At 68.5% G+C, this 23049-nt stretch carries 26 protein-coding genes; 9 read left to right on the plus strand and 17 right to left on the minus strand.

The window, feature by feature from the left end:
• Nucleotide 1: 1 nt before the first annotated feature.
• Nucleotides 2-1300 (plus strand): D-arabinono-1,4-lactone oxidase, encoded by a 1299-nt coding sequence (locus NA3_RS10350; protein WP_062963313.1) that lies wholly within the window; start codon nt 2-4, stop codon nt 1298-1300.
• 7 nt (nt 1301-1307) lie between these two features.
• Here NA3_RS10350 and NA3_RS10355 read toward each other — a convergent pair whose 3' ends face one another.
• From NA3_RS10355 to NA3_RS10400, 10 genes are all read right to left on the minus strand, one after another.
• Nucleotides 1308-1889: a hypothetical protein gene (locus tag NA3_RS10355; RefSeq protein WP_062963314.1), complete on the minus strand. Its 582-nt coding sequence runs from the start codon at nt 1887-1889 to the stop codon at nt 1308-1310.
• Nucleotides 1886-2458 (minus strand): DUF6286 domain-containing protein, encoded by a 573-nt coding sequence (locus tag NA3_RS10360; RefSeq protein ID WP_062963315.1) that lies wholly within the window; start codon nt 2456-2458, stop codon nt 1886-1888. The genes NA3_RS10355 and NA3_RS10360 overlap by 4 nt, the downstream gene beginning before the upstream one ends.
• Nucleotides 2455-2802, minus strand: a complete 348-nt coding sequence (locus NA3_RS10365; protein WP_062963316.1) for a hypothetical protein — start codon at nt 2800-2802, stop codon at nt 2455-2457. Before NA3_RS10365 ends, NA3_RS10360 begins: the two co-directional genes overlap by 4 nt.
• The gene (locus NA3_RS10370; protein ID WP_030515548.1) at nt 2799-2987 is read right to left on the minus strand and encodes a hypothetical protein; all 189 of its coding nucleotides are present in this window, start codon (nt 2985-2987) and stop codon (nt 2799-2801) included. Before NA3_RS10370 ends, NA3_RS10365 begins: the two co-directional genes overlap by 4 nt.
• Nucleotide 2988: 1 nt before the next feature.
• Nucleotides 2989-3498 carry an Asp23/Gls24 family envelope stress response protein gene (locus tag NA3_RS10375; protein ID WP_062963317.1) on the minus strand — a complete coding sequence of 170 codons (510 nt, stop codon included), beginning with the start codon at nt 3496-3498 and terminating at the stop codon, nt 2989-2991.
• Nucleotides 3499-3598: 100 nt separating this feature from the next.
• Nucleotides 3599-3919, minus strand: coding sequence for a hypothetical protein (locus tag NA3_RS36805; protein ID WP_227995341.1), 321 nt, complete (start codon nt 3917-3919; stop codon nt 3599-3601).
• Nucleotides 3916-4296, minus strand: coding sequence for an Asp23/Gls24 family envelope stress response protein (locus NA3_RS36810; RefSeq protein WP_062963318.1), 381 nt, complete (start codon nt 4294-4296; stop codon nt 3916-3918). Before NA3_RS36810 ends, NA3_RS36805 begins: the two co-directional genes overlap by 4 nt.
• The gene (locus NA3_RS36815; RefSeq protein WP_218021798.1) at nt 4293-4877 is read right to left on the minus strand and encodes an anti-sigma factor family protein; all 585 of its coding nucleotides are present in this window, start codon (nt 4875-4877) and stop codon (nt 4293-4295) included. Before NA3_RS36815 ends, NA3_RS36810 begins: the two co-directional genes overlap by 4 nt.
• Nucleotides 4868-5434, minus strand: a complete 567-nt coding sequence (locus NA3_RS10395) for an RNA polymerase sigma factor (protein ID WP_084491422.1) — start codon at nt 5432-5434, stop codon at nt 4868-4870. Before NA3_RS10395 ends, NA3_RS36815 begins: the two co-directional genes overlap by 10 nt.
• A 145-nt stretch (nt 5435-5579) precedes the next feature.
• Nucleotides 5580-6401: a helix-turn-helix domain-containing protein gene (locus NA3_RS10400; protein ID WP_062963606.1), complete on the minus strand. Its 822-nt coding sequence runs from the start codon at nt 6399-6401 to the stop codon at nt 5580-5582.
• Between the two features lie 102 nt (nt 6402-6503).
• Here NA3_RS10400 and NA3_RS10405 point away from each other — a divergent pair, with 102 nt between their 5' ends.
• Nucleotides 6504-7043, plus strand: a complete 540-nt coding sequence (locus NA3_RS10405) for a YceI family protein (protein WP_062963607.1) — start codon at nt 6504-6506, stop codon at nt 7041-7043.
• 121 nt (nt 7044-7164) lie between these two features.
• Here the strand turns inward: NA3_RS10405 and NA3_RS10410 are convergent, their stop codons facing one another.
• Nucleotides 7165-8046 carry a LuxR C-terminal-related transcriptional regulator gene (locus tag NA3_RS10410; protein WP_062963319.1) on the minus strand — a complete coding sequence of 294 codons (882 nt, stop codon included), beginning with the start codon at nt 8044-8046 and terminating at the stop codon, nt 7165-7167.
• Nucleotides 8047-8116: 70 nt separating this feature from the next.
• On the opposite strand from NA3_RS10410, the gene NA3_RS10415 reads away from it, so the two are divergent.
• The 3 genes from NA3_RS10415 to NA3_RS10425 all read left to right on the plus strand — a co-directional run bounded on the left by NA3_RS10415 (nt 8117) and on the right by NA3_RS10425 (nt 11935).
• Complete coding sequence (locus tag NA3_RS10415; RefSeq protein ID WP_062963320.1) at nt 8117-9778, plus strand: AMP-binding protein; 1662 nt, start codon at nt 8117-8119, stop codon at nt 9776-9778.
• A complete protein-coding gene (locus NA3_RS10420; protein ID WP_062963321.1) occupies nt 9778-11481 on the plus strand; it encodes an AMP-binding protein in 1704 nt (567 codons plus the stop codon). Before NA3_RS10415 ends, NA3_RS10420 begins: the two co-directional genes overlap by 1 nt.
• Before the next feature lie 262 nt (nt 11482-11743).
• Nucleotides 11744-11935, plus strand: a complete 192-nt coding sequence (locus NA3_RS10425) for a hypothetical protein (protein WP_030515537.1) — start codon at nt 11744-11746, stop codon at nt 11933-11935.
• 128 nt (nt 11936-12063) lie between these two features.
• Here the strand turns inward: NA3_RS10425 and NA3_RS10430 are convergent, their stop codons facing one another.
• Entirely contained in the window at nt 12064-13071 is a 1008-nt protein-coding gene (locus tag NA3_RS10430; RefSeq protein ID WP_062963322.1) for an AraC family transcriptional regulator ligand-binding domain-containing protein, read from the minus strand.
• Nucleotides 13072-13222: 151 nt separating this feature from the next.
• Here NA3_RS10430 and NA3_RS10435 point away from each other — a divergent pair, with 151 nt between their 5' ends.
• Nucleotides 13223-13681: a VOC family protein gene (locus tag NA3_RS10435; RefSeq protein WP_308189548.1), complete on the plus strand. Its 459-nt coding sequence runs from the start codon at nt 13223-13225 to the stop codon at nt 13679-13681.
• Here NA3_RS10435 and NA3_RS10440 read toward each other — a convergent pair.
• Nucleotides 13663-14403, minus strand: a complete 741-nt coding sequence (locus NA3_RS10440; RefSeq protein WP_062963324.1) for a helix-turn-helix transcriptional regulator — start codon at nt 14401-14403, stop codon at nt 13663-13665. The two genes, NA3_RS10435 and NA3_RS10440, sit on opposite strands and share 19 nt — an antisense overlap.
• Before the next feature lie 143 nt (nt 14404-14546).
• Here NA3_RS10440 and mscL point away from each other — a divergent pair, with 143 nt between their 5' ends.
• The gene (gene mscL / locus NA3_RS10445) at nt 14547-15008 is read left to right on the plus strand and encodes a large conductance mechanosensitive channel protein MscL (RefSeq protein ID WP_062963325.1); all 462 of its coding nucleotides are present in this window, start codon (nt 14547-14549) and stop codon (nt 15006-15008) included.
• A gap of 20 nt (nt 15009-15028) precedes the next feature.
• Here the strand turns inward: mscL and NA3_RS10450 are convergent, their stop codons facing one another.
• Complete coding sequence (locus tag NA3_RS10450) at nt 15029-15601, minus strand: TetR/AcrR family transcriptional regulator (RefSeq protein ID WP_062963326.1); 573 nt, start codon at nt 15599-15601, stop codon at nt 15029-15031.
• A 222-nt stretch (nt 15602-15823) separates the two neighbouring features.
• Between NA3_RS10450 and NA3_RS10455 the strand changes: the two genes are divergently transcribed.
• Together NA3_RS10455 and NA3_RS10460 are read left to right on the plus strand one after the other, a co-directional pair.
• Nucleotides 15824-16702, plus strand: coding sequence for a serine hydrolase (locus tag NA3_RS10455; protein WP_062963327.1), 879 nt, complete (start codon nt 15824-15826; stop codon nt 16700-16702).
• A 216-nt stretch (nt 16703-16918) separates the two neighbouring features.
• Entirely contained in the window at nt 16919-17680 is a 762-nt protein-coding gene (locus NA3_RS10460) for a 3-hydroxyacyl-CoA dehydrogenase (protein WP_062963328.1), read from the plus strand.
• Between the two features lie 28 nt (nt 17681-17708).
• On the opposite strand, the gene NA3_RS10465 is transcribed toward NA3_RS10460, so the two are convergent.
• The 3 genes from NA3_RS10465 to NA3_RS10475 form a co-directional block, all read right to left on the minus strand.
• Nucleotides 17709-19214, minus strand: coding sequence for an alpha/beta fold hydrolase (locus tag NA3_RS10465; protein WP_062963608.1), 1506 nt, complete (start codon nt 19212-19214; stop codon nt 17709-17711).
• An 88-nt stretch (nt 19215-19302) separates the two neighbouring features.
• Nucleotides 19303-20094, minus strand: a complete 792-nt coding sequence (locus tag NA3_RS10470; RefSeq protein WP_062963329.1) for a thioesterase family protein — start codon at nt 20092-20094, stop codon at nt 19303-19305.
• A 48-nt stretch (nt 20095-20142) separates the two neighbouring features.
• Nucleotides 20143-22935, minus strand: a complete 2793-nt coding sequence (locus tag NA3_RS10475) for a type 1 periplasmic-binding domain-containing protein (protein WP_227995342.1) — start codon at nt 22933-22935, stop codon at nt 20143-20145.
• Nucleotides 22936-23049 lie beyond the last annotated feature (114 nt).

A 23049-nucleotide genomic window follows, 5' to 3' on the forward strand; every position in this document is an offset into this window, starting at 1 on the left:
CATGACCAATTCGTGGGTGAACTGGGCCGGCGATCAACGGTGCGCGCCGGCCGCCTACGCCGCTCCGCGTACACGCGACGACGTCGCCGAACTGCTCGCCCGGGCCGAAGCCGCGGGCCATACCGTGCGCGTGGCCGGAGCCGGGCATTCGTTCACCGACACCGTGCTCACCGACGGCACCCTGTTGCAGCTCTCGGGGCTGAACCGGATTCTGCAGGTCGACCGCGCCACGGGCCTGGCCCGGGTGGAAGCCGGCGCGACCCTGAACGCGCTGAGCACGGCCCTGCACCCGCTCGGACTGGCCTTCCCCAACCTCGGCGACATCGATGTCCAATCGATCGCCGGGGCGACCGCGACCGCGACCCACGGCACCGGCGCGGCACTGCAGAACATCTCCGCCGCACTCCACTCGGTGGAGCTGATGCTCGCCGACGGCAGTGTGGTCGAACTCGACGAGCGCAGCGACCCCGACGGCTGGCGCGCGGCACGGGTGAATCTCGGCGCCCTCGGCGTGGTGACCGCGGTGACGCTGCAGCTGGTGCCGTCGTTCGTCCTCGAAGGCATCGAGCGGCCCGTTCCGGTCGAGGAGGTGCTGACCGACCTCGACGAATTCGTCGACGGCAACGAACATTTCGAGTTCTACATGTTCGCGCACAGCTCGCTGGCGATGACCAAGCGCAACAACCGCGTCCACCTGGCCGAACAGCCGCGCGCCAAGGCCGTCGACTGGTTCGCCGACATCCTGATGTCCAATCACACGTTCGACGCGCTGTGCCGCCTCGCGCGCCGGCAGCCGAATCTGATCCCGTGGATCCACCGGGGCGCCGCCTACGCCGGCAGTTACCGCCGCCAGATCGACCGCTCCTACCGAGTCTTCGCCTCCCCCAGGCTGTTTCGCTTCACCGAGATGGAATACGCCATCCCGCGCGAATATGCCGTCGATGCCATCCGCGAGATCAAAGCCGTTGGGCAGCAGTTCGATTCGCCGATGCCGACCGAGGTGCGGTTCGTGGCGCCCGACGACGCGTTCCTGTCCCCCGCCGGCGGCCGCGACACCTGCTACATCGCCGTCCACCAGTACCGGGGTATGGACTACGAACCGTATTTCCGTGCCTGCGAAGCGATTTTCGATCGCTACCACGGCCGCCCACACTGGGGTAAGCGGCACTTCCAGACCGCGGAAACACTGCGCGGGCGCTATCCGGACTGGGATCGGTTCCAGGACGTGCGCCGCCGGCTGGACCCGAAGGGGCGCTTCGCGAACGCCTACGTCGAGCGGGTTCTCGGGCCCCTCGACTGAACGGCCGCTATTTCGCCCGCGCGGTGCGGCCGTGATCGGCGAGCCGCAATTCCAGCGACACCGGCACCGCGTCCACCTCCAGCGCCTGCCGCAGCCGGCTCACCGCCTCGGAGAGGATGCGCCGGCGCAGCGCGGTCAGATCCGCATCGGGCTCGGCCGTGACCACCAGGTGCAGATGCGGCGCGCGGCCCGGGCCCGACAGCCTGGCCTGCGCCGACCGCACCTCCGGATAGGACTCGATATCGGTCGCCACCGGGGCGGCCGCGACATTCGAATCCATCAGCGTCTCACCGGTATTGCCGACCGTGCCGATATGCCAGCGCATCCGCGACGGCAGCCGCGCGAACTGCGCCGCCAGCCACCGCAACGCCGCCAGGCCCACGACGACCGCGCCCGCCACCACCGCCACGAACACCCACTGCGACGGTTCGGCGGTGCCGGGCACCAGCGGCGCATCCCGGTCTACCCAGTGCAGCACGCCCGCGTACGCGAGGATGGCATAGACACCGGCGAGGATCAGCGCCAGCCCGATGAGCGCGAGCAACGCCCGATTGAGCCGCGCGGGGCGATTGGCCGAAGCTGAACTCACGACACCTCCTTGCGAACATGCACTCGCTTGTCCACCCGCCCCGGCTGCTGCGCCGCGCGCAGGCGGGTGCTGACCGGCGGGGCGGATTTCGGGCCTATGCGGGCGAGCCGGTCGCCGACGGCCGCGTTGACCGTCTGCTCCAGCTCGGCGTGGTCCGGGTGAGCGGCACGGCCGCTGACTCGAATGTTCCTGCGCCCGCGGCGAACTCGCGCGGCCTCGAGTCCGGCGACCGAAGCCGCGGTATCGTTCAGCGCGCCGTCGAGGCTGCGCCGGGTGATGCCCGCGTCCATCCCTTCCTCGTCCTCCAGCGGCTCCACCACGCGGCGCCCGGGCAGTACCGCCGCGAGCATCAGCACCCCGCCGAGCACCACGGCCGCGATGCCGATCCCGAGGACCCAATAGCTGTGCCAGGTGGTGTCGTGCAGGTGCACCGCGATGCTGTGGTAGGACACCAATTCCTTCGCGTTGCCGAGGTGCTGGATCAGCGACACCGCCACGAGGACCGCGATCACCAGCAACGCCACGGCGACCACCACGGCCGGGGTGATGCGCCGGGGCCTGCGGTTCATCGCAGCCCCCCGGCGGGTTCGATCGTGTTGACCAGTTCGGAGACCTCGATGTCCACCCGGGGAACCACCAGTCCGGACAGTTCGTGGGTGCGCTGCATCAGATGCTCGCGGCACGCCTCGGTGACCACCGCGACGGGCATCGGATAAGTGACCGGCAGTCGTACCCGCAGAACGGCGGTATCGGCCGTGACGCGCGCGGACACCTCCGGGCCGGCGGCGACACCGTCGACCTCACGGGCGGCCCGGGCCGCCAAGCGCCGCACCGTGCGTTCGGACACCGTGGTGCGCCCCCGGAACTCGGCCGCGGAGAGCAGCGGTGCCGCCGTCTCCGCGGCGGCGCTCATTTCCGGCCCCGATCCTGCGCCGAGCGGATCAGACCGGACAGGTCGACGTGGCCGTCGAGCCAGCGGCCGATCACCAGTCCCAGCGCACCGAAGATCAGCACCACCGCGAACGCCCCGAAACCGCCGAACGCCGCGGCGAATCCGAGGGACAGACCGAAGATCAGGCAGATCGTGGTGGCGTTCATATCACTGCACCCGTTCGCGGGCCGGCGGCTGATCCTCGTCCTCTTCGATGAAGACGTCGTTGACGTTGATATTCACCTCGACCACCTCGAGACCGGTCATCTGCTCGATCGCGGTGATGACGTTGCGGCGCACCGCGCGCGCCAGTTCGGCGATGGAGACGCCGTATTCGACGACGATCTCCAGGTCCACCGCCGCCTGCGTCTCGCCGACCTCGACCGAAACCCCTTGTCCCACACTGGCCGACGCGCCCGGAATGCGATCGCGGAAGGCGCCGAACGCACGCGCCGCGCCACCGCCGAGGTTGTGTACCCCGCGGACCTCGCGGGTCGCCAATCCGGCGATCTTCTGGACGACGGCGTCGGCGATGCTGGTGGTGCCCTGTTCGCTCACCAGCGCGCTGCTGGTCCGGGCGGGAGATTTGGCCGCGGCCGCGCCCTGGCCCGGCCCGGTGTCCTTACCCGCTTCGGACTTGGCGTTCTCCGCGCCCTTGCCGGCTGTCGTGCTGGTCATGATTACCTCCAGTTCAGTTCCCTTGCGGTACAGCGGACAACGAACCTTCACTGCTACGACCCCGCCGCCGGCGAAATGTCACGGGCGAGAGACCGGTGTTCTAGGTAACCGCGGTGTCGAAGACATCCGCGTCCAAATCGGTGACCACGATGCGCAGCCGCGCACCGGCCCACCGGGTGGCGGCCAGCAGCTCACGCACGGCCGCCGCGAGTTTGTCCAGCAGGGGTGGCAGCGGCAGCGCCGAGGCGGTCACCCGGATCTCGACGACCTCCGGGCTCACGTCCACCGCCGAGCGCGGACCCAGCCGCGGCACCCATTCGGCGAGGGCGACGCCCGGCGGCACGTCCGGATGCAATCCCGCCACCGATTCGATGGCGGTGACGATCTCGCCGGCCAGCTCGTCCTCGCTCACGGCCGTCACGACGCGTCCGGTCGAATGTCGAGAATCGCCACCGACACCGCGTCGACGACCATCCCCGTTTGTTGGGCGACCATCCGGACCACCTCCTGCTGTACCGCCTGGCCGACCTCGCCGGCCTGGCATCCGCCCGTCACCGACAGGTCGACCTGCACCTTCAGCCAGCCACCGCTGCGCCGGACGCGCACGCCCGCATCGGGTGCGATGTCCTGGCTGCTCCACCACTGCCGCCCCGTCCGGGCCAGGTGACCGAGCAAACCGAGGACACCGGGCTCGAGCCGCGCCACCCCTGGAACCGAGGCCGCGGCCCGAGCCGCTACTGCAGCGATTACCGCATCGGAGGCGATATATTCCGCTTTCTCCGCGAATCCCGCGCTCACGACTCCTCCTGGTAGACATCCACCACGGTGATGTCGAGCCGCTCGAGCGCCAGACCGGCGCGGGCCGTGGCCGCCGCGCGCACCCGTTCGCGAACCTGCGGAACGACGCGTTCGATGACGGTGTCGCCGTGCCGGACCGCGATCGACAGCGCCACCGCGATCGCATGGCCGCCGTCGGCGTCGGGCCCGTGGTCGTCGATGCGGCAGCTGCGGGCGCGCACGCCCGCCACGGTGTCGGCGGCATAGCGCAGCACCGTGGCGATCGCCTGCTCGCTGACCTCGACCGAGCCCGGATGGGGTGTGGCCAGGCTCACCATCCGGCCGCGCCGGACCTCCGCGCGCACCGCGGACATGATCCGGTCGAACATCGCGGGCGGCGGTGGGTCCGGCTCGTCGACGAGTTCCCGGGTGGCGGCGCGCAGCGTGAGCAGGCTGTCGCGCGCGGCCGCACAGTGCGGGCATTCCGATTCGTGGTCGTCGGCCTGCCCCGCCTCCACGGCATCGAGGCGGTCCCACACCTGTTCGACGCTGCGCCCGCAGGGCAGCGAGTAGTCGCTGTCGGTCATCTCCTTCAGCGCCACGGCTTCATCACCTCCGCCAATTGCGCCCGGGCTCGGGCGATCCGCCCCCGAACCGCGGTGGTGTTGGTGCCCACGATCTCGGCAATCTCCTCGTAGGAGCGGCCGTGCACCTCCCGCAACAGCCAGCAGGCGCGCTGTTCGGGTGTCAGCCGCTGCAACGCCGCGGTGAGCGCGGCCATCTCGCTGTGCACCTGTGCCGCGTGTTCGGGCTGGGTCGCGCGCTGCGGCGATTCGGTGGAATCGGGATCCACGTCGGCGCGGTCCGGCCGCGACCGGATGACGTTGAGGCAGCGATTGGTGGTCATCCGGTACAACCACCCCGAGAAGGCGCTGTCGTCCTGCAATTGAGCCAGGCGGCGCCAGGCGGTGAGGAAAACCTCCTGGATGACGTCCTCAGCCTCCGAGCGATCGGCCAGCATCCGGGCCGCCAACCGGAACATCGCTCCCTGATAGCGCAGCACCAGTTGCTCGTAGGCCCGGACATCGCCGTCTCGTGCCCGCCCGGTCAGGGTGGCGTCGTCCAGCGCTGCCTCGGGTGCCGTTGCCGCTTCGGTCACACAGCACCTCCTCCGCTGCTCGAATCGATAGACACCGGCCGGCAGGAATCCTCACGGTGGATTATGCGTGATCGGCGTCTCACGAGTCGCGGACCGCGGATTCCGTGTCCGGATCGACAGCTGAGCCGACTCGGGCGCGCGGAGGTTACTCGTTGACCAGCCGCAGCGCCGGACTGCGCACGGCGCGCCGGTCGACCAGCCACACCTGCACACTCTGATCGATTGCCGGACTGAGGGATTGGATCTCGACCTCGACCTCACCGCGCTGCGGATGATCGATATGCAGCGCACCGGACCGGAATTCGGTGACCCGGTGTTCCTGCCAGCGGCAGGAGAATTCCGGGAATCGGTGCAATCGCTGGATCAGCGCGTCGAGTCCGGGATCGTCGGGCCAGTGCGTGCGCGCCGAGCGCAGCGTCGACACCATCATCTCCGCGGCGACGGGCCAGTCCCGCCACCGCTGCGGCGCCTCCGGATGCGCGAAGAAATAGGTGGCCAGATTGTGTTCGGCGACCTCGTCGAGCAGGCCCAGCGGTTCGGCGAAATCGCGCCACGCCGGATTCCAGGCGAGGATGTCGAGCCACCGGCCCGCCACGAAGGCGGGCGTGGGATGCATGGCATCCAGTACGGCCTGGACGGTGTCGGTGACCTGTTCCCGCGCCTGGCCCGAGGACGGGCACTCGCGGGCGTGTTCCATGCCGACGGCGAGATTGCCGAAATGGTGGCGTTCGACCTCGTTGAGCCGCAGCGCCTCCGCCAGTGCCCCCAGCACCGCCATCGAGGGGTTGGTATCGCGGCCCTGTTCGAGGCGGGCGAGATAATCGACGCTCACCCCGGCCAGCGCGGCGACCTCTTCCCGCCGCAGTCCGGGGGTGCGTCGCCGCCGGCCGGCCGGCAACCCGACATCCTCGGGTTGCAGCTGAGCCCGCCGGGCGATGAGAAACTCGCCGAATTCCGATCGTGCCACCACACCATCCTGTATCCGTCCGGGCCTTGTTATCCACGCCCTGGCAGTCCCAGGATAACCGCGGTGTGGCTAACCGGACCACGGTCCGCAAATCTGGTGGACATGACCACTTCCGAGCAGACCACTCTCGCCACCGGCTCCTGGGCCCTGGACCCCGCCCACTCCTCGGTGAACTTCACCGTCCGCCACCTGGGCATCTCCAAGGTCCGCGGCCGCTTCAACAACTTCGAGACCAGCTTCGTCGTGGACGCCTCCGGTGCGGCCACCATCGAGGCAACCATCTACCTCGACTCGTTCGACACCGGCAACTCCCAGCGTGACGAGCACGTCCGGAGCGCGGAGCTGCTCAACGTCACCGAGCGCCCCACCCTGCACTTCAAGGCCGTCGAGCCGGTGCGGGTCGCCGAGGAGTTCGAGGTCACCGGTGAGGTGACCCTCGGCGGCGTGACCAAGCCCGTCACCCTCGACGTCGAGTGGGGCGGCGTGCAGCCGTTCGCCGACGGCAGCCGCCACGCCGGATTCACCGCCACCGGCGCCATCAAGCGCAGCGAGTTCGATGTCGCGCCGGGCCTGCCCACCGCCATGCTCAGCGACAAGGTCGCCATCGAGCTCGACATCCAGCTGGTCGAGCCGCAGGCCTAGTCGACACCGATCCCGGTCACACCGCCGCGGCCGCGCCGCCGGGCGGACACAGCACCTGCCGGTCCGGTTCTCCGGGCCGGCAGTCGCGTATCCGGGGCCGGCTTCACAGCAGACCGCACCATCACGGGAGCAGCCCGCAGCGCCGGGCCCGGACCACCGCCTCGTGCCTGCTGTGGGCGCCGAGTTTCGTCATGGCACTGCGCAGATAGCTCTTCACCGTTTCCGGACGCAACGAAAGCCGCTGCGCCGCTTCACCGTTGGTACAGCCGAGTGCCACATACGACAGCACGTCCAGTTCGCGCGGGGAGAGGGCGGGCACGGAGTCCGCGGCCACGGCCTCCTCGGGCCCGCCCATCAACCGCACCAGGGTGTCCGATACCGCGCGCAACCGCTTGCGCGCCTCGGCATCGGTGAGCGTCTGCGCGATCCCTCGCACCTCGGCGTGCAGATCCCGAAGTTGTTCCGCGACAACGGCATCCGGCGCGGGACCGGTGGTGACCTCGGAGGGTCCGCGCGTCGCGGCCTGCAGGCGCAGCCGCCGGTCCACCTCGTCGCGCACCGCCAGTTCCACGGCCAGGCGCCGGCTCGACCGCAGCACCAGCTCGGCGATGCGATCACCGATCGGCCCCGGTTCGCGACTGGCGACATAGAGCACGGCCCGGGAACTCCCGTCCACCACGACCGGCACCCCGACCACCGCGCGCAGTCCCTCCATCGACACCGGACCGTCGTAGTGATGGGTGATGGTCGCCGCCGCCCGGTAGTCCGCGACCGAGGTCGGACGCCGGCTGGCCACGGCCGCACCACCCACCCCCGAGGTGGGCGATACCACCAGTCCGCGCATGGCGGCGGTGCGCGTGCCGAAGAACTCGCTCAGGATCAGCGCCCCGTCGCAGACCTCCCCGCCGAACACCACCGGCATCCCGGACAGCGCCGAGACCTGCCGCAACTCGGCCCGCAACGCATCGACGTCGCGCGGGCGGAGCAAGTCGGCGGAGGCCATGGGCGCTACCCCTTTCCGGGGGTGGTGGAGAGCAAAGTGTGACGTGAATCCTATATCCGTGAGCGCGAGTATGGACCGGGTCCGGCCGGTGAGTTATACGCACGGGGTATGGGATGCGCCGCTGCTGGGCGAGACGATCGGGGCGAATCTCGATCGCACGGTGGCCATCCACGGTGATCGAGACGCACTCGTCGACCGGGTGACCGGAGTGCGCTGGAGTTATCGCGAATTCGCCGCCGAGGTCGCTGCGGTGGCGCTCGGTCTGCTGGAGGCGGGCATCGGCAAGGGCGATCGGGTCGGCATCTGGTCGCCCAATCGTGCCGAGTGGACGCTGGTGCAGTTCGCCACCGCGAAGATCGGCGCGATCCTGGTCAACATCAATCCGGCCTATCGCAGCGAGGAAGTGCGCTATGTGATCACCCAGGCCGGGATCCGGATGCTGATCTCGGCGCGCGAGCACAAGAGCTCGAACTACGCCGAGATCATCGGCCGGGTGCGGCCCGAATGCCCGGATCTCGAGCGGGTGGTCCTGTTCGACAGCGCCGAATGGGAGACACTGGTCGCCGCGGGCCGCGCCGCCGATCCCGAGCGCCTGGCCGAGGCCGGAGCCAGGCTGGCCGCCGACGATCCGATCAACATCCAATACACCTCGGGCACGACGGGTTTCCCCAAGGGCGCGACGCTGTCGCACCACAACATCCTCAACAACGGCTATTTCGTCGGCGAATTGTGCGGCTACACCGAGGCCGACCGGATCTGCATTCCGGTGCCGTTCTATCACTGCTTCGGCATGGTGATGGGCAATCTGGCGGCGACGAGTCACGGTGCGGCCATGGTGATTCCGGCGGCTTCCTTCGAGCCGCGGGCCACGCTCGCCGCGGTCGCCGAGGAACGCTGCACCTCGCTGTACGGGGTGCCGACGATGTTCATCGCCGAATTGGCCGATCCGGACTTCGAATCCTTCGACCTGAGTTCGCTGCGCACCGGCATCATGGCCGGCTCACCGTGCCCGGTGGAGGTGATGAAGCAGGTGATCGAGCGAATGGGCATGGCCGAGGTGTCCATCTGCTACGGCATGACCGAAACGTCGCCGGTGAGCACACAGACCCGCCGCGACGACACCATCACCCAGCGCACCGCCACGGTCGGCCGCGTGGGCCCGCACCTCGAGATCAAGATCGTCGATCCCGACACCGGGCTGACCGTTCCGCGCGGTGAACCGGGTGAGTTGTGCACGCGCGGCTATTCGGTGATGCTCGGCTACTGGAACGATCCGGGCAAGACCGCCGAGGCGATCGACGCCGCCCGCTGGATGCACACCGGCGATCTGGCCACCATGGACGACGACGGTTACGTCGCGATCACCGGCCGGATCAAGGACATGGTGATTCGCGGCGGCGAGAACATCTATCCGCGCGAGATCGAGGAATTCCTCTACACCCATCCCGACATCCTGGACGCCCAGGTGGTCGGGATCCCCGACCCGAAATACGGCGAGGAGTTGGTGGCCTGGATCCGGATGCGCGAGGGCGCGGCCGCATTGGACGCGCAGACGCTGGCCCAGTTCTGCGGCGGCCGCCTGGCCTATTACAAGATTCCGCGCTACGTCCACGTGGTCGAGGAATTCCCGATGACCGTCACCGGCAAGGTGCGCAAGGTCGACATCCGCGCGACGTCCGAACGTCTGTTCGGCGCGCGGGAGCTGGATCAGCAACAGACAGGAGAGCAGTGATGACGTCCAACACCGAGTTGTATCGCCAGGCGCGCGACCGGCTGGTCGAGCTGGCGACCGACTACGACACCGCGGTGCGGACGTTCCACTGGCCCCGGCTGACCGGTGAATTCAATTGGGCCGTCGACTGGTTCGACGTCATCGCACGGGGCAACGATCGCACCGCGCTGTGGATCGTCGAGGAGGACGGCAGCGAACTGCGGGTGAGTTTCGACGAGATGGCGCAGCGCTCGGATCGGGTGGCGACCTGGCTCGCCGAACTCGGTGTGCGCCGAGGGGATCGGGTCATCCTGATGCTGGGCAACCAGGTCGAGCTCTGGGAGTCGATGCTCGCCGTCGCCAAACTCGGCGCGGTGGTCATGCCCACCACGGGTGCGCTCGGGCCGGCCGATCTGGTCGACCGGATCACCAGGGGCGCCGTGCGTTTCGTCATCACCAACGCCCGCGACACCGCGAAATTCGACGAGGTGCCCGGCGACTATCGGCGTATCGCGGTCGGCGGTCCGGTCGAGGGCTGGCACGACTACGCGCAGGCCGCCGCGGTGGAATCGGCGGGCCCCTTCCCGGCCGTGACGCAGGTGGGCGACGAACTGCTGGTCTATTTCACCTCCGGTACCACGAGCAAGCCGAAGATGGTGCAGCACAACCAGACCAGCTATCCGGTCGGACATCTGAGCACCATGTACTGGATCGGCGTCCGCCCCGGCGACGTCCATCTCGCGATCAGCGCGCCGGGCTGGGCGAAACACGCCTGGAGCTGCTTCTTCGCGCCCTGGATCGCCGAAGCGACGATCTTCGTCTACAACTACGGCCGGTTCGATGCCGAGGCGCTGCTCGGTCAGCTCCGCCGCGCGGAGGTCAACACCTTCTGCGCGCCACCGACGGTGTGGCGCATGCTGATTCAGGCCGATCTCGGCGAGCGCCCGGCCGGCCTGCGCGAAATCCTCGGCGCCGGTGAACCACTCAACCCCGACGTGATCGCACAGGTGGAAAACGCCTGGGGACTGACCATCCGGGACGGGTTCGGGCAGACCGAGACGACGCTGCAGATCGCCAACACCCCCGGGCAACCGGTCAAGGCCGGCTCGATGGGCCGCCCCATGCCGGGGGTGCCGGTGGTGCTGGTCGACCCCGTCACCGGCGCGCCCGCCGAGGAGGGCGAGATCTGCCTGGATCTGAGCGCCCACCCGGTCAACCTGATGAACGGCTACCTGCAGGATCCGGAACGCAATGCGGCGGTGATGGAAGGCGGCTACTACCACACCGGTGATGTGGCGGCGCGCGACGAAGACGGCTACATCACCTATATCGGCCGTACCGACGACGTGTTCAAATCCTCCGATTACAAGGTTTCCCCGTTCGAACTCGAAAGCGTGCTGATCGAGCATCCCGCGGTGGTGGAGGCCGCGGTGGTACCGCAACCCGACGACACGCGCCTGGCCGTGCCCAAGGCGTATGTCACGCTGGCCGCCGGCTGGGATCCCGACCGCGAAACCGCAAGGGCCATCCTGGAATACGCGCGCGACCACCTCGCCCCGTATCTGCGGGTGCGGCGGATCGAGTTCACCGAACTGCCCAAGACGATCTCGGGCAAGATCCGCCGCGTCGAGTTGCGTCAGCGCGAGGAGGCCGCCCACGCCGCCGGCACCGGGATCGCCCAGGAATTCCGTTACGAGGATGTCCTTGCGCAACCGACCGGTTAGCGGTTCGCTGCGACTTTGCCGATGAGTTGCTCGCCGCCGGCCCCTTGCCGGCGGCGCTACACTTTCGATGAAAAGTTTGGTCGAAACCGCCTGCGAGTGCAGAATTCTCACGCAGATTCCTCGCGGCCGTCAGAATGTGAAAATGGCACATTTGCCCGGATGTGGCGCGTTCGGCGCTGGCCCGATTGTGACAGCGTGACAAGACTGACAAAGTACGCGCAGCGCGTTCCGGATGTGTAGCTACGACCGATGGGAGAGCACCGTGTTGTACACCTTCGAAACCGCCACCCAGTACGTGATCGCCGAACTGGAGGCCAAGGGCACGGCGACCCGCGAGGACTTCGATGTACCGGCCATCGTCGCCACCTCCCACGCGATCGCCGAGAGCTGGGATTTCCAGGCGCTGGACCGGCATACGTTCTGGAGTATCGCGGCGAGCAATCTGCGGGCATAGCGCGGCCCGCGGTGCCGCTCGATCACCCATCCCGGCGTCGGTCGCTACACCCGGACGCCGAGGCCGGTGATCGAGCGAAGCGCTCCGCGGCTCCGCCTGCCCCGCGATCGGGGCCCGCATCCGATGAACTAGGCCTGACAGCCGGCCGATCCCGCAGTGCGCGTGTGCGCCACCATCGACCAGCGCCGCGCCGCACGCCGCATCGACCCCGCGTCCGCGTAGCCGAGCAATGCCGCCTGCCGCTCCCGGCTCAGCGGGCCCGCGGCCTCGGCCCGGGCCAGGCGGGCGCGATCCAATTCGCGCCGCCACGTGGTCCCCGCCTCGGACAGTCGCCGCTGCAGGGTGCGCGGACTGATGGCGAGCCGCCGCGCCACCTGCTCGAGCGAGACCGCGCCCTCGGTGAAAGCGTCGGCCAACGCCCGCGACACCCGCTCCGGCCAGGCCGAGGCCAGCGGCGGTGGCGGCGGCAACGCGGCGGCCAGCGGTTGCAACACCTCCGCGAGCACCGGATCGGCGGTGGTCAGCGGCAGATCCATATCGGCCGACCGAAAGGTCATCGAATCCACCGGGGCACCGAATTCCACCGCCGCCGAACCGAATACCTCGGTGAACGCCTCCAGCCGACGCGGCGCCGGCTGTCGCAGGGATACCTGGACCGGGTCGAGCGGCGCGGCCACCACGCGGCGGGCGCGGGTCAGCACGGCGACCAGCCCCCACAGCTGCACCAGTTCGCGCCCGCGCCCCTCGCCCTCGATCATGTCGAGGTACAGCGTGGTCTCGGCCTCGTTCTCCACCACCAGATCGAAGCGGTGATTGGTGGTGACCGCGGTGACGTACGGACCACAGGTCGCCAGTCCGGCGCCCACCGTCGGCGCGCTGGCGAACAGATAGTCGTAGAGCCGCGTGGCGGCCAGCTGATATCTGCTGGCGACGTGCAGCGCTACATCGGGATCGTCGAGCCACTTCTCCCCGATCTCCCACAACCGGGAAAAGACCCGCGCGGGCACATGAACGCCTTCGCCGGCCAGTGTCCATTCCGGTAGTTCGCATTCGCGCAGCAGTCGGTCACGATCGATCCCGGCGTCGGTCATCTGCGAGATCACGAAACGATGCAGCAATGTCTGGTCGGTACCCATATCCCTCCTGCCCTGATTCGCGTCCCCGAACACGTTGCCGGAAACGCTAATCACTCCGACCAGCGTTTCGACCGAAATTCACTCCGATTGTGGTGGTCAGCACGTTTCGGCAATAGATTGATCCTGGTCACCGGGCTTTCGATCCCGAATTGTGACAAACCCAGCCACGCCGTCCGATTCGTTCAAGACGGCACCGGCGGCGGCGCTCTACGGTGACGCCATGGCACCTCAACTCAACGCAATCGGCGTGGTCGTCTCCGACGTGACGGCCGCGCTCGGCTTCTACCGGCGGCTCGGTCTCGAATTCGGCGACGTCGTCGGTGGTGGGCACGTGGAAGCTCCGCTACCGGGCGGATTCCGGCTGATGCTCGACTCCGAGGAGAACATCGCGCACGACGTCGGCGACCGGAACTGGAACGCCGCGGCGGGCCGGATCGGGCTGGCCGTCGAATGCGATTCGGCGGCCGAGGTCGACGCGCTGTTCGACGAGTTGGTCGCGGCCGGATACCACGGGGAAACACAGCCCTTCGACGCGGTGTGGGGCCAGCGCTACGCCACCGTGCACGATCCGGACGGCAATGGCGTCGACCTCTACGCGCCGCTGAGCTGATACTCCTCGGCGGGCGCGGCGGCCCCTCGGATACGGCCCGGTGACCGCCCGGTCAGGGTCCGGATCTCCCGGGTCATATGGGCCTGATCCGCATATCCGGCCAGCGCCGCGGTTTCGGCGAAACCGATGCCGGTGCGGCTCAGATCCAGCGCCCGGCGCATCCGCAGCACGCGGGCCAGCATCTTCGGGCCGTATCCGAAGGCCGAGACCGAGAGCCGATGCAGTCGCCGGGCGCCCAGGCCCAGCGCGTCGGCCGTGGCCGCGACCGTCTCCCCGGCGTCCAGCCGGCGCACGATCTGCGCCACCACCGGATCGGGCGGGGCGGTCGCCGCCGCACAGAGGCGGGCCACCTCCTCGAGCCCGCGCAGCGGATCCGGCGCCGCCGCGACCACATCGGCCATGACGCGGGCCCGCCGCGACGTCCACACCTCGTCCAGTCCGGCCCGGCGATCCAGCAGTTCCGGCGCCCGCACGCCGAGCAGCGCCGGAGCGGTACCCGGTGCGAAGCGGATCCCGTACACGGTCTGCGCGGCGGCACCGCTGTGGTAGGCGCGGGTATCCGGACCGGCCACCAGCAACCGGCCACCGAGCCACAGCAGATCCATGCAGCCGTCCGGCAACACCGTGGCCGACTCCCCCGCCACCTCCCGCTGCCACACGATCGCGCCCGCGGACGCCCGCGAGCGGCGTTCGCGATAGAGCTTCGGCGAATTCTCGGCCACGCCGAAAGGTTATCGCCCGGCACCGACGGAATCGGATCCGAACACGTGATCGAGCACACATCGAGTTGCTGCTGGTTCGCTGCTCGCCGTTAGACTGCCGGTCCGAGACAGCGTGATGTGTTCGGATCGATCGTGAGGCTGACATGCTCAAAGGGTTCAAAGACTTCCTGATGCGCGGCAACGTCATCGAATTGGCGACCGCGGTGGTGATGGGTACGGCCTTCACCGCGATCGTCACGTCGGTGACGAAGGGAATCGTCGAGCCGCTGCTCGCGGTCGTGGGGACCAACGGGCAGCTCGGATTGGGGGTGCAACTGGTCGCCGGAAAACCGGCCACATTCATCGCGGTCGGCCCGATCGTCAGTGCGGCGATCAATTTCCTCATGGTGGCGACGGTGTTGTATTTCGTGCTCATTCTTCCGATGAACACCTTGCAGAAACGGTTCAGCCGCAAGAAGAAGGCCGTCCCGACCCAAACCGAATTGCTGATCGAAATCCGCGATCTGCTGGCCGGCCGGAGCGAATCCGCCACCACCGACGCCGTCGTGGACACCGACGCGACCGAAGCCCAGCGCCGGGTCGCCGAGATGGTTCACGAGCGCTGAGCCGAAAATCTCTGTAGTCGTTACCTTTTCGCACCGACGAAGTCGACGGTGGCGACCATCTGCCGGGCCAGCTGTTCGGGGTCGGCGCCGCCGAGATCGGAGTCGGTGAGCGCGCCCTCGCGCCACAACGACGCGAAGCCGTGCACGAGCGACCAGGCGGCGAGTTCGGTCGCCGGTCGCGCGGATTCCGCGACGCCCAATTGGGCTACCCCGAACCGCAATTCCTCGCCGGATACGGTGCGCGCCGCGATCAGCTCCGGATCGTCGACGCGCAGCAGGTCGTGGCGGAACATGACGTCGAAGTGCCCGGGGTGGCGCCGCGCGAAGCGGATGTAGGCGACCGCCATCTCCCGGAAATCGTCGCGGGAGCCTCGCAATTCCTCGGCCAGCAGCTCGTATCCGCGGATCGCGAGTGCGGTGAGCAGGCCCTGCCGATTGCCGAAATGGTGGGCGGGCGCGGCATGTGAGACGCCGGCGCGCTGGGCCAGCGCTCGCAGCGAGACCGCGTCGACGCCGTCGGCAGCGATCTGCTCGGCCGCCGCCGTCAGCAGCGTTGCCCGCAGATCTCCGTGGTGGTAGGAGCTCTTGGTCACCCGACGATCGTGGCGCAGGGACCGGGCCCGAGTCCACCAACACGCCCGAAAGCAACCGCACGGGGAACCGACAGCGTTCTACCAACCGGCACTCGAGCTGTACACAGCTTTGCGCGGTTTCTGGAAGATATGCAAACTCTGTCCGGTCGTCCGCGCCGGTGCGCCCTGGCTGTCGCGGGATTCGCTGTCGTACTCGCGATTTCGGGGATCGCGGTGACACATATGGCGACCGGAACCGCCGCGGCGCATCCCGCTTCCGCCACCGTCGGTGCCGTCGCCCCGGCGGCGACCGATGCGACTCCCGCTGCGGCCCAGCCGATGTCGCCGAACTCGCCGGCGCAGCGGATGCAGAACGCGATCCTCACCGCCGAACCCGGCAGCCGGGTGGGTATCGAGGTGGTCGACACCACCACCGGAGCCATCCTCGTGGGACTGAACACCGATCAGCAGTTCTACACCGCGTCGGTGGTGAAACTGCTGATCGCGCTCGACGAGCTGAAAAGTGCGAACTGGCAGGCGGATTCGGATACCGCTGCCATGCTGTCGCAGATGTTGTCGGCCAGCGACGACGATATCGCCGACGCGCTCTGGGACACCAACGGTGGCCCCGGCATCGTCTCCCGGGTCGCGGCGGACATCGGACTGGGTGGCACTGTGCCGCCGGACGATCCGGCCCAGTGGGGCGAAACACTCACCACTCCGGCGGATGTGGTCCGGATCTACCACTACATCGATGCCGAGATCCCGCAGCCCGCGCGGGATCTCATCCTCACCGCGCTGCATCAGGCGAGCGCCACCGCCGCCGACGGAACCGATCAATACTTCGGAATCCCCGATGCCCTCCCCGGGACGGACTGGGCGATCAAACAGGGCTGGATGACACTGGACGACTCCACGACGCTGAACACGACCGGGCCTGGTTTCCGCCGATGCGGGCCGGCCCGGCCGCTATGTGGTCGTCGTACTCACCACCCAGCCCGCCGGAACCGCGTGGACCACCGGCGGCGCCGCCGTCACCGCGGCGGTCACCGCATTGCGGGAGACCCTTGCCCCGACCACGGCGGTTGCCGCCGCTTCCACCGAAACTGTAACATGTTCTAGTATTTGCCCGGCCAGTGATAGATAGCGAACTCGGCAGAACATCCAGGTTGCGCGATCCACCGGAACATCGCGGTGGTATCGCTGTGAGCTGGTATAACCAGAGAACAAACTGCGGCTCACCTCCCGCCCCACACCGAGCGGAGAGGCGAACCGCTATTTACTTGTGGATGGTGCGGCGACTAGTCTGACGCCGATACCGATCAGAAAGGACCTCGTATGAAGCTCGAGAATGCGGTCGCCGTGGTCACCGGTGGCGCGTCGGGTCTGGGCCTGGCCACGGTGAAGGAACTGCACGGCCAAGGCGCCAAGGTGGTGATCATCGACCTGCCGTCGTCCAACGGTGAGGCGATCGCCAAGGAGCTGGGCGACGGTGTGGTCTTCGCCGCGACCGACGTCACCAACGAGGAGCAGGTGAGCGCCGCGCTGGATGCCGCCGCGCAGCTGGGCACCCTGCGGATCGCGGTGAACTGCGCCGGTATCGGCAATGCGATCAAGACGGTCAGCAAGAAGGGCGCATTCCCCCTGGCCGACTTCACCAAGATCATCAACGTCAACCTGATCGGCACGTTCAACGTGATCCGCTTGGCCGCCGAGCGCATCGCCGCCACCGAACTCGAGGGCGAGGAGCGCGGTGTCATCATCAACACCGCCTCGGTCGCCGCGTTCGACGGCCAGATCGGTCAGGCCGCCTACTCCGCCTCCAAGGGCGGCATCGTCGGCATGACCCTGCCGATCGCCCGCGACCTGGCGAGCGTGAACATCCGCGTGAACACCATCGCGCCGGGCCTGTTCCACACCCCGCTGTTCGCCACCCTGCCCGAGGAGGCCATCAAGGCCCTCGGCGCGCAGGTCCCGCACCCCGCCCGCCTCGGCGACCCCACCGAATACGCGGCCCTGGCCCGCCACATCGTGGAGAACCCGATGCTCAACGGCGAGACCATCCGCCTCGACGGCGCGATTCGCATGGCGCCGCGCTGATTTCGCGGAGGCGAGGCCCGGAGCCGTGCTACGGCTCGGCTCCGGTGTCGGGCGCGCACACCACATCGGCTGCGGGTAACCGGCCGTCGGCGAAGTACCCGTTGATCGCCGCGCCGACGCAGCGGCTGAGACCGGGACGAAACGTCATGTGAATCCGCACATCCGCCAGCGTGACGAGGCGGGACGCGATCAGATCGCGGTGCAATGCGAGCGCGTGATCGTAGGGGGTGCGGGGGTCGCCGGTCGCCTGCACGATCAGCGCCGGAACCGAATTCCGCACGGTGGTGCGGCTTTCCGCGGGCCGGGGCCAGAACGCGCAGGGTTGTATGTTCGCCGCCAGCGCGCCGAAGATCGGCTGCGTGGGGCGACGTTCTTCGATGTCCGACCAGTAGCGCGCCGGATCCTCGGGCGCGGCATCGTCACCGCAGGCGACGAACGCCAGTGCCGAATCCTCGTATTGCCGAAGGGAATCCAGCGTATCGGTCAGCCAGGGTGTGCGGTCGGTGACGGGCGTTCCGCTCACCGCCGCCCGCAACTCGGCGACGGTGTCGGCGGCCTTCCCGTTCAGCCGGAAGTTGCCCAGCAGGTTGTGCAGCAGGAACGGCAGCCAGTGATCGTCGACGGCGAAGCCGTTCACCGTGACCGGCCGGCGAGCCAGGTCGTTCACCAACTGTTCGACGGTGTCGCGTACCTGCGTTGCCGTCGTGCCGAAGTGATAGTCCGGGTCGTGGCCGGCGGCCCATCCGGCCCAGTCGTCGAGTGCCGCTTCGTCGGCGGCACCCCAGTCACGCACCATCCCGGTCCAGTACCGGTCCGGATCGATCGCACTGTCGAGCACCATGCGATCGACCGACCGCGGAAACATCTGTGCGTAAACGGCACCCAGATAGGTGCCGTAGGACACGCCGTAATAGCTCAGCGCGGGTTCCCCGAGGACGCGCCTGATCACCTCCATATCGCGAGCCGTGTTCCGGGTCGTCACCTGCCGCAGCGCGGCGGAATCGCCTGCCAGACAGGCCATTGCCAGACGCGCGGCGCGGGCGGTGTCGGCGAGGAATCCGTCCAGCCCGACGCCGGCGGAGCGGATCATCTCACCGATCGGCCAGCCGCAGCTCCGGCCCCCGCCGGACCGCCCGACGCCGCGGGGATCCATTCCGATCAGGTCGTAGTGCGCTCGAACGTCCGGCGCGAGAACGTCTCCCAGCAGATCGACGGTATCCAGCCCCGAAGCTCCCGGGCCGCCGGGATCGGCCAGCAGGGCGCCACGCCTGTGGTCCGGATCGGTCGCCGGCACCCGGGATATCGCGATGTTCAGGGTTCGGCCGTCGGGGTCGGTGTAGTCCAGCGGTACCCGCACAGTCGCGCAGGATCCGCCGGCGGCGTCCACGGTGTCGATACCGCACGGCTTCCACATCGCCTGCTGGCGATAGAAGCGGTCCATGCCGGTGACGGGCGACGGAACCACCGCACCCGAGGTGGCGAACACGGCCGCCACCGCCAGCACGGCGGCTCCCCAGCGAAATACCCTCGACATCAACAGGTTCCACACTCGTCCACGTCGCCACGGTAGCCGAGGGGTACGGGGTCGCCCGTGGCGGGAAGAATGCGGCGGCCGCGCCCGCCTACCGGTCGCCGATCAGCAGAGTCTGGGTGCTGCGGCCGACCGGCCCCTTCTCGTCGTAGAGCCGGGATTCGGCCATCCCGATGCCGCTGCGTTCGGGGTAGGTGACCGCATCCAGGCAGACCCACTCCCCCACCGGCTCGCGATGCAGCGTGACGGTGAGATCGGTATTGATGAAAAGGTAACGCTCCCAATCCAATACCGCGCTGACGCCGTTACCGGAATCGGCCGCCGCGAGGGTCCGCTCCAGTGGGCTCGGCGTGGTCCCGGCGACGATCGGATAGCGCAGCTTGATCCAGCACACCGCCGGTCCGGGCTGCTGGAAGGAGCCGGCGACGAAGCGGTAGTCGATTCCGGTGTGGAATCCGACGGGCTGGTTGCTGGGGAACTCCCCACTCTGCGCCACGGTGTCCGGTCCGGGATACGCGCCGGCCGCCACCGCATCCGCCGGCACCTCGACCTCCGGATCGGCCACTCGCAGCCGCCACGCGTTCGCCTTCAACACCGGTCCACGGTCGGTGGCGACGGTGGCTTCGATCAACTCCACGCTGCGCCCCGGCCGCACCACCCGGGCCTCGGCCCGCAGCGGCGCGATCGGGACGGGCCCGAGAATCTCGACCGCCACCCGGCCGACCCGGAATCCGGGCCGCGGCTCGCAGCGCTCGATCACATGCCCGAGCAGCGCCGACGGCGGCCCCGCGTGCTGCGCATCCGGCGACCACGGCCCGCGGGTCAGCTCGGTGGAGTGGAACAGCGCGGGATCGGCGGGATCGGGTCGATAGAAGGCCTCCATGGATCCTTACTACCGCACCGCATCGGCCGACGATGCGGTGGTGTGGCCTCACCCGGGCCGCACCCACCTTTCGGTGTCGCTTCCGGTGCCGGGCGGGCAGCCGTTGCCGCCTTCGGGCGGGAGCGGCAGTTGCAGCAGACACGTGGGCGGGGTCTCGGCGTCGTTGAGATCCGGGGTCATCAGGATCGCGATCGATGCGCCGCTGACCAGTCCGCGCGGACCGTCGAAGCGAAGGTTCCCGGTCACGGTGTCGGCATCGAGATCGCCTCGGCGCAGTTCGAGCGCGATGGCGGCGCGGTTGACGACCGCTCCCGAGTACTCCGGCCGCGCTCGGTTGCGCTTCACCGCTCCCAGGAACAGTTCGGCGACGTCGAATCCGATGCCGGTGCGATCACCGGGCCAGCTCACCTGGAAATGCGGAAGCGCCCGGCGGAGATCCCGCAGCTCGGCACACAGTGTGTGCATGTTCGGGCTCGCGGGTCGAACGGGCTCGCCGTCGCGAACACAGTTTCTGCCCGCCAGCAGTGCCGGCACGCCTTTGGCGACGTAGTGAACGGGAAATCCGGTCGGCGCCGAATTCTGGACCAGTTTGTCCGAGACCGCGCGCGTGGCGGTGTCGTTGGCGAGGATCGGCGGCATGTCGGCACCGCAGTGCTGGGCCACCGCACTGACGAAGGGGCCGAAATCCGGATTGCGACCGCCGAAGAACAGCAGATCCCTCGGCTGCGAGCGGTCCGTCGGGGCGCAGGGCATCCGCCGACTGGGGATCTGTCCCTGATCGGACCAAGGTTGGATCTCGCCGAACCGGTCCCCGAGCTCATGTCGCAGATCGCTCTCCAACGTCCTGACGTAGATGTCGGCCGGGTCGTCGGAGACGTAGACGTTCACCGTGCCGTAGCGGGGAGTGCCATCGAGATTCCGCGCGCCGAGGACATAATCGGCGACCAACTTCGCCTGCATCGAGTTGGGTAGTACGGGTTGGAAATAGAGCGGTGAGACCTCCTCCAGGCCGTCCGCGGACAAGGTGGTCGCCATGGTCGGAACCCCGAGCTCACCCAATCGTGCTATCGCCCTGCGGGTTTCGGCGGTACTGCGGTCCAGGCCGATCACTCCGGCCACGGTCGGATCCGAACGCACCAACCGGCCGATCTGATGGTCGACCACCCACGTGGCGTATCGCATCGTCGTCCCGCCGTTGGCGATCACGACGCGCAGCAGCGGTTCCGACGCACCGCTCTGTTTGTTGGCCCAGCGCTGGCGCACCGCCAATCCGGCCAGTTCCTCGGCCTGGGCGTGCGGATAGCGCCCGTTGCGATCGACGTAGGTCATCCCCGCGAAGTAGACCAGCGTGACGAGGGGACGGCGCGGATTGTCGTGGCGCAACCGGGCGGCCACGTCGTTCTGGTGGAAAACCTCGCGCTGCATCTCGCCGAGTTCGAGATCGTCGGAAAAGACCTGTGTCGCAGTACTACTCAGGCCGACACATTCGGTACCGCGCACGGCGACGTCCACCCCGGACCGCCATGGCGACGCGGTACATCCGGCGACGATCCGGGGCTGGACGACGGCAACGGCCGCCGCCACCAGGGCGACGACCGGGAGCAACGCCACCGCGGCCACCATCGACCGGCGGGCCGCCCACGGTGGTGCGGGCGGATAGGCCAGTTCGGACCGATCGAACCGCGGCAGTGATTCGCTCAGCGATTCCGGCAGGGGCAGCGTGAGATACCAGCTGTCGGTGTTGCGGTGGCGGCGGCTCTCGTCGATATCGTCGCGCCACGAGAGCAGCGGATCCCGGGTTTCACCGTCGACCGTGACACCGAGATCGTCGAATCGGGCATCCGGCGATTCCTTCGAATGCTCGATCCGCGCCACGATCACCAGCGGATCGAAAAGCCCGGTCTCGTTGCGAATCTCGTTGACGAACCGAATTATTCGGTCGGCACCGTCATCGGCGGTGACGCCGTCGAGGAGCGCGACCGGATAGGCCGTTCGCCGCCACCCCGAAGGCCGCCACGGCACGCGGCGATAGGCCGCACGCAAGTCCTCGAGAAACGCGTTCACCAGCAGTTTCGCGATCTGGTCCTTGTTCTCCCGGGCGCGCATCGGCTCGGTCAGGCGCACGCCGAAGCCGACGAAACTGTGCGACAGGCCCGGAGACAGGTAGCGCTGGTGCATGAACCAGTAGCTCACCCGCGAGAGTCCCGGAATATGCGAACTCACGAACAACCACAACCGCACCACCGGCCACAGCGACAACAACACGGCCAGGACCCGGGCCACGGTGCCGCCCACCGCGCCCAGTGCGGTCGCGGAACGATCGGCCGACGGTATCCCTCGCAGTAGCTGCGGCAGCCGTTCCCGCAGTTCGTCGGAGGCGTCGGTCGCCGAACCGTGCAATCGCTGCCTGGTCAACCAGTCGGCGGTGCGGTAGCGAGGAAAAGCGATGGGGCCCATGGCCGTATCGTCACTGGCGAAGCAGGTGTAGAGGTCGTGCAGAATGGGCAGGCAGTGCCCCTCCATCTCCCGATCGCCGGCGGGGGCGAAACCGGGAGTGAACATATCCGGCAGCGCGTCGGCGACGTCGATCACCGCCCGCGGCACCGCCCGCCGGCCTCCGGGTTCGGCCAGCCACTCCCCCGTGCGCGGCAGCAGGCCCGTGCTGCGGTCGAATTCGGTTGTCTCCGGCGCGATCAGCCGCACGATCGGCGGGGGCAGACGCCGATTCTTCCGGCGGCGCACCAAGGCCGGCAGAATCCGCGGTCGCTCATCCGGAACGTATACCGCCCGCAACGCCTTCAGATACTTGCGGATGTAGCGCTCGCGGTCCGCCATTGCCATCCCCGATCGTGAGTGCTCCCCATCACTTCCAGAGTTCCCGGAACTGTAGCCGACTACGCGTGCGGACGCAGAGTCCGATGCGGCGGAAGGCTTTTCGGGAGCGGATCGGCTATC

The organism is Nocardia africana NBRC 100379 (assembly GCF_001612635.1).
Taxonomy (GTDB): domain Bacteria; phylum Actinomycetota; class Actinomycetes; order Mycobacteriales; family Mycobacteriaceae; genus Nocardia; species Nocardia africana.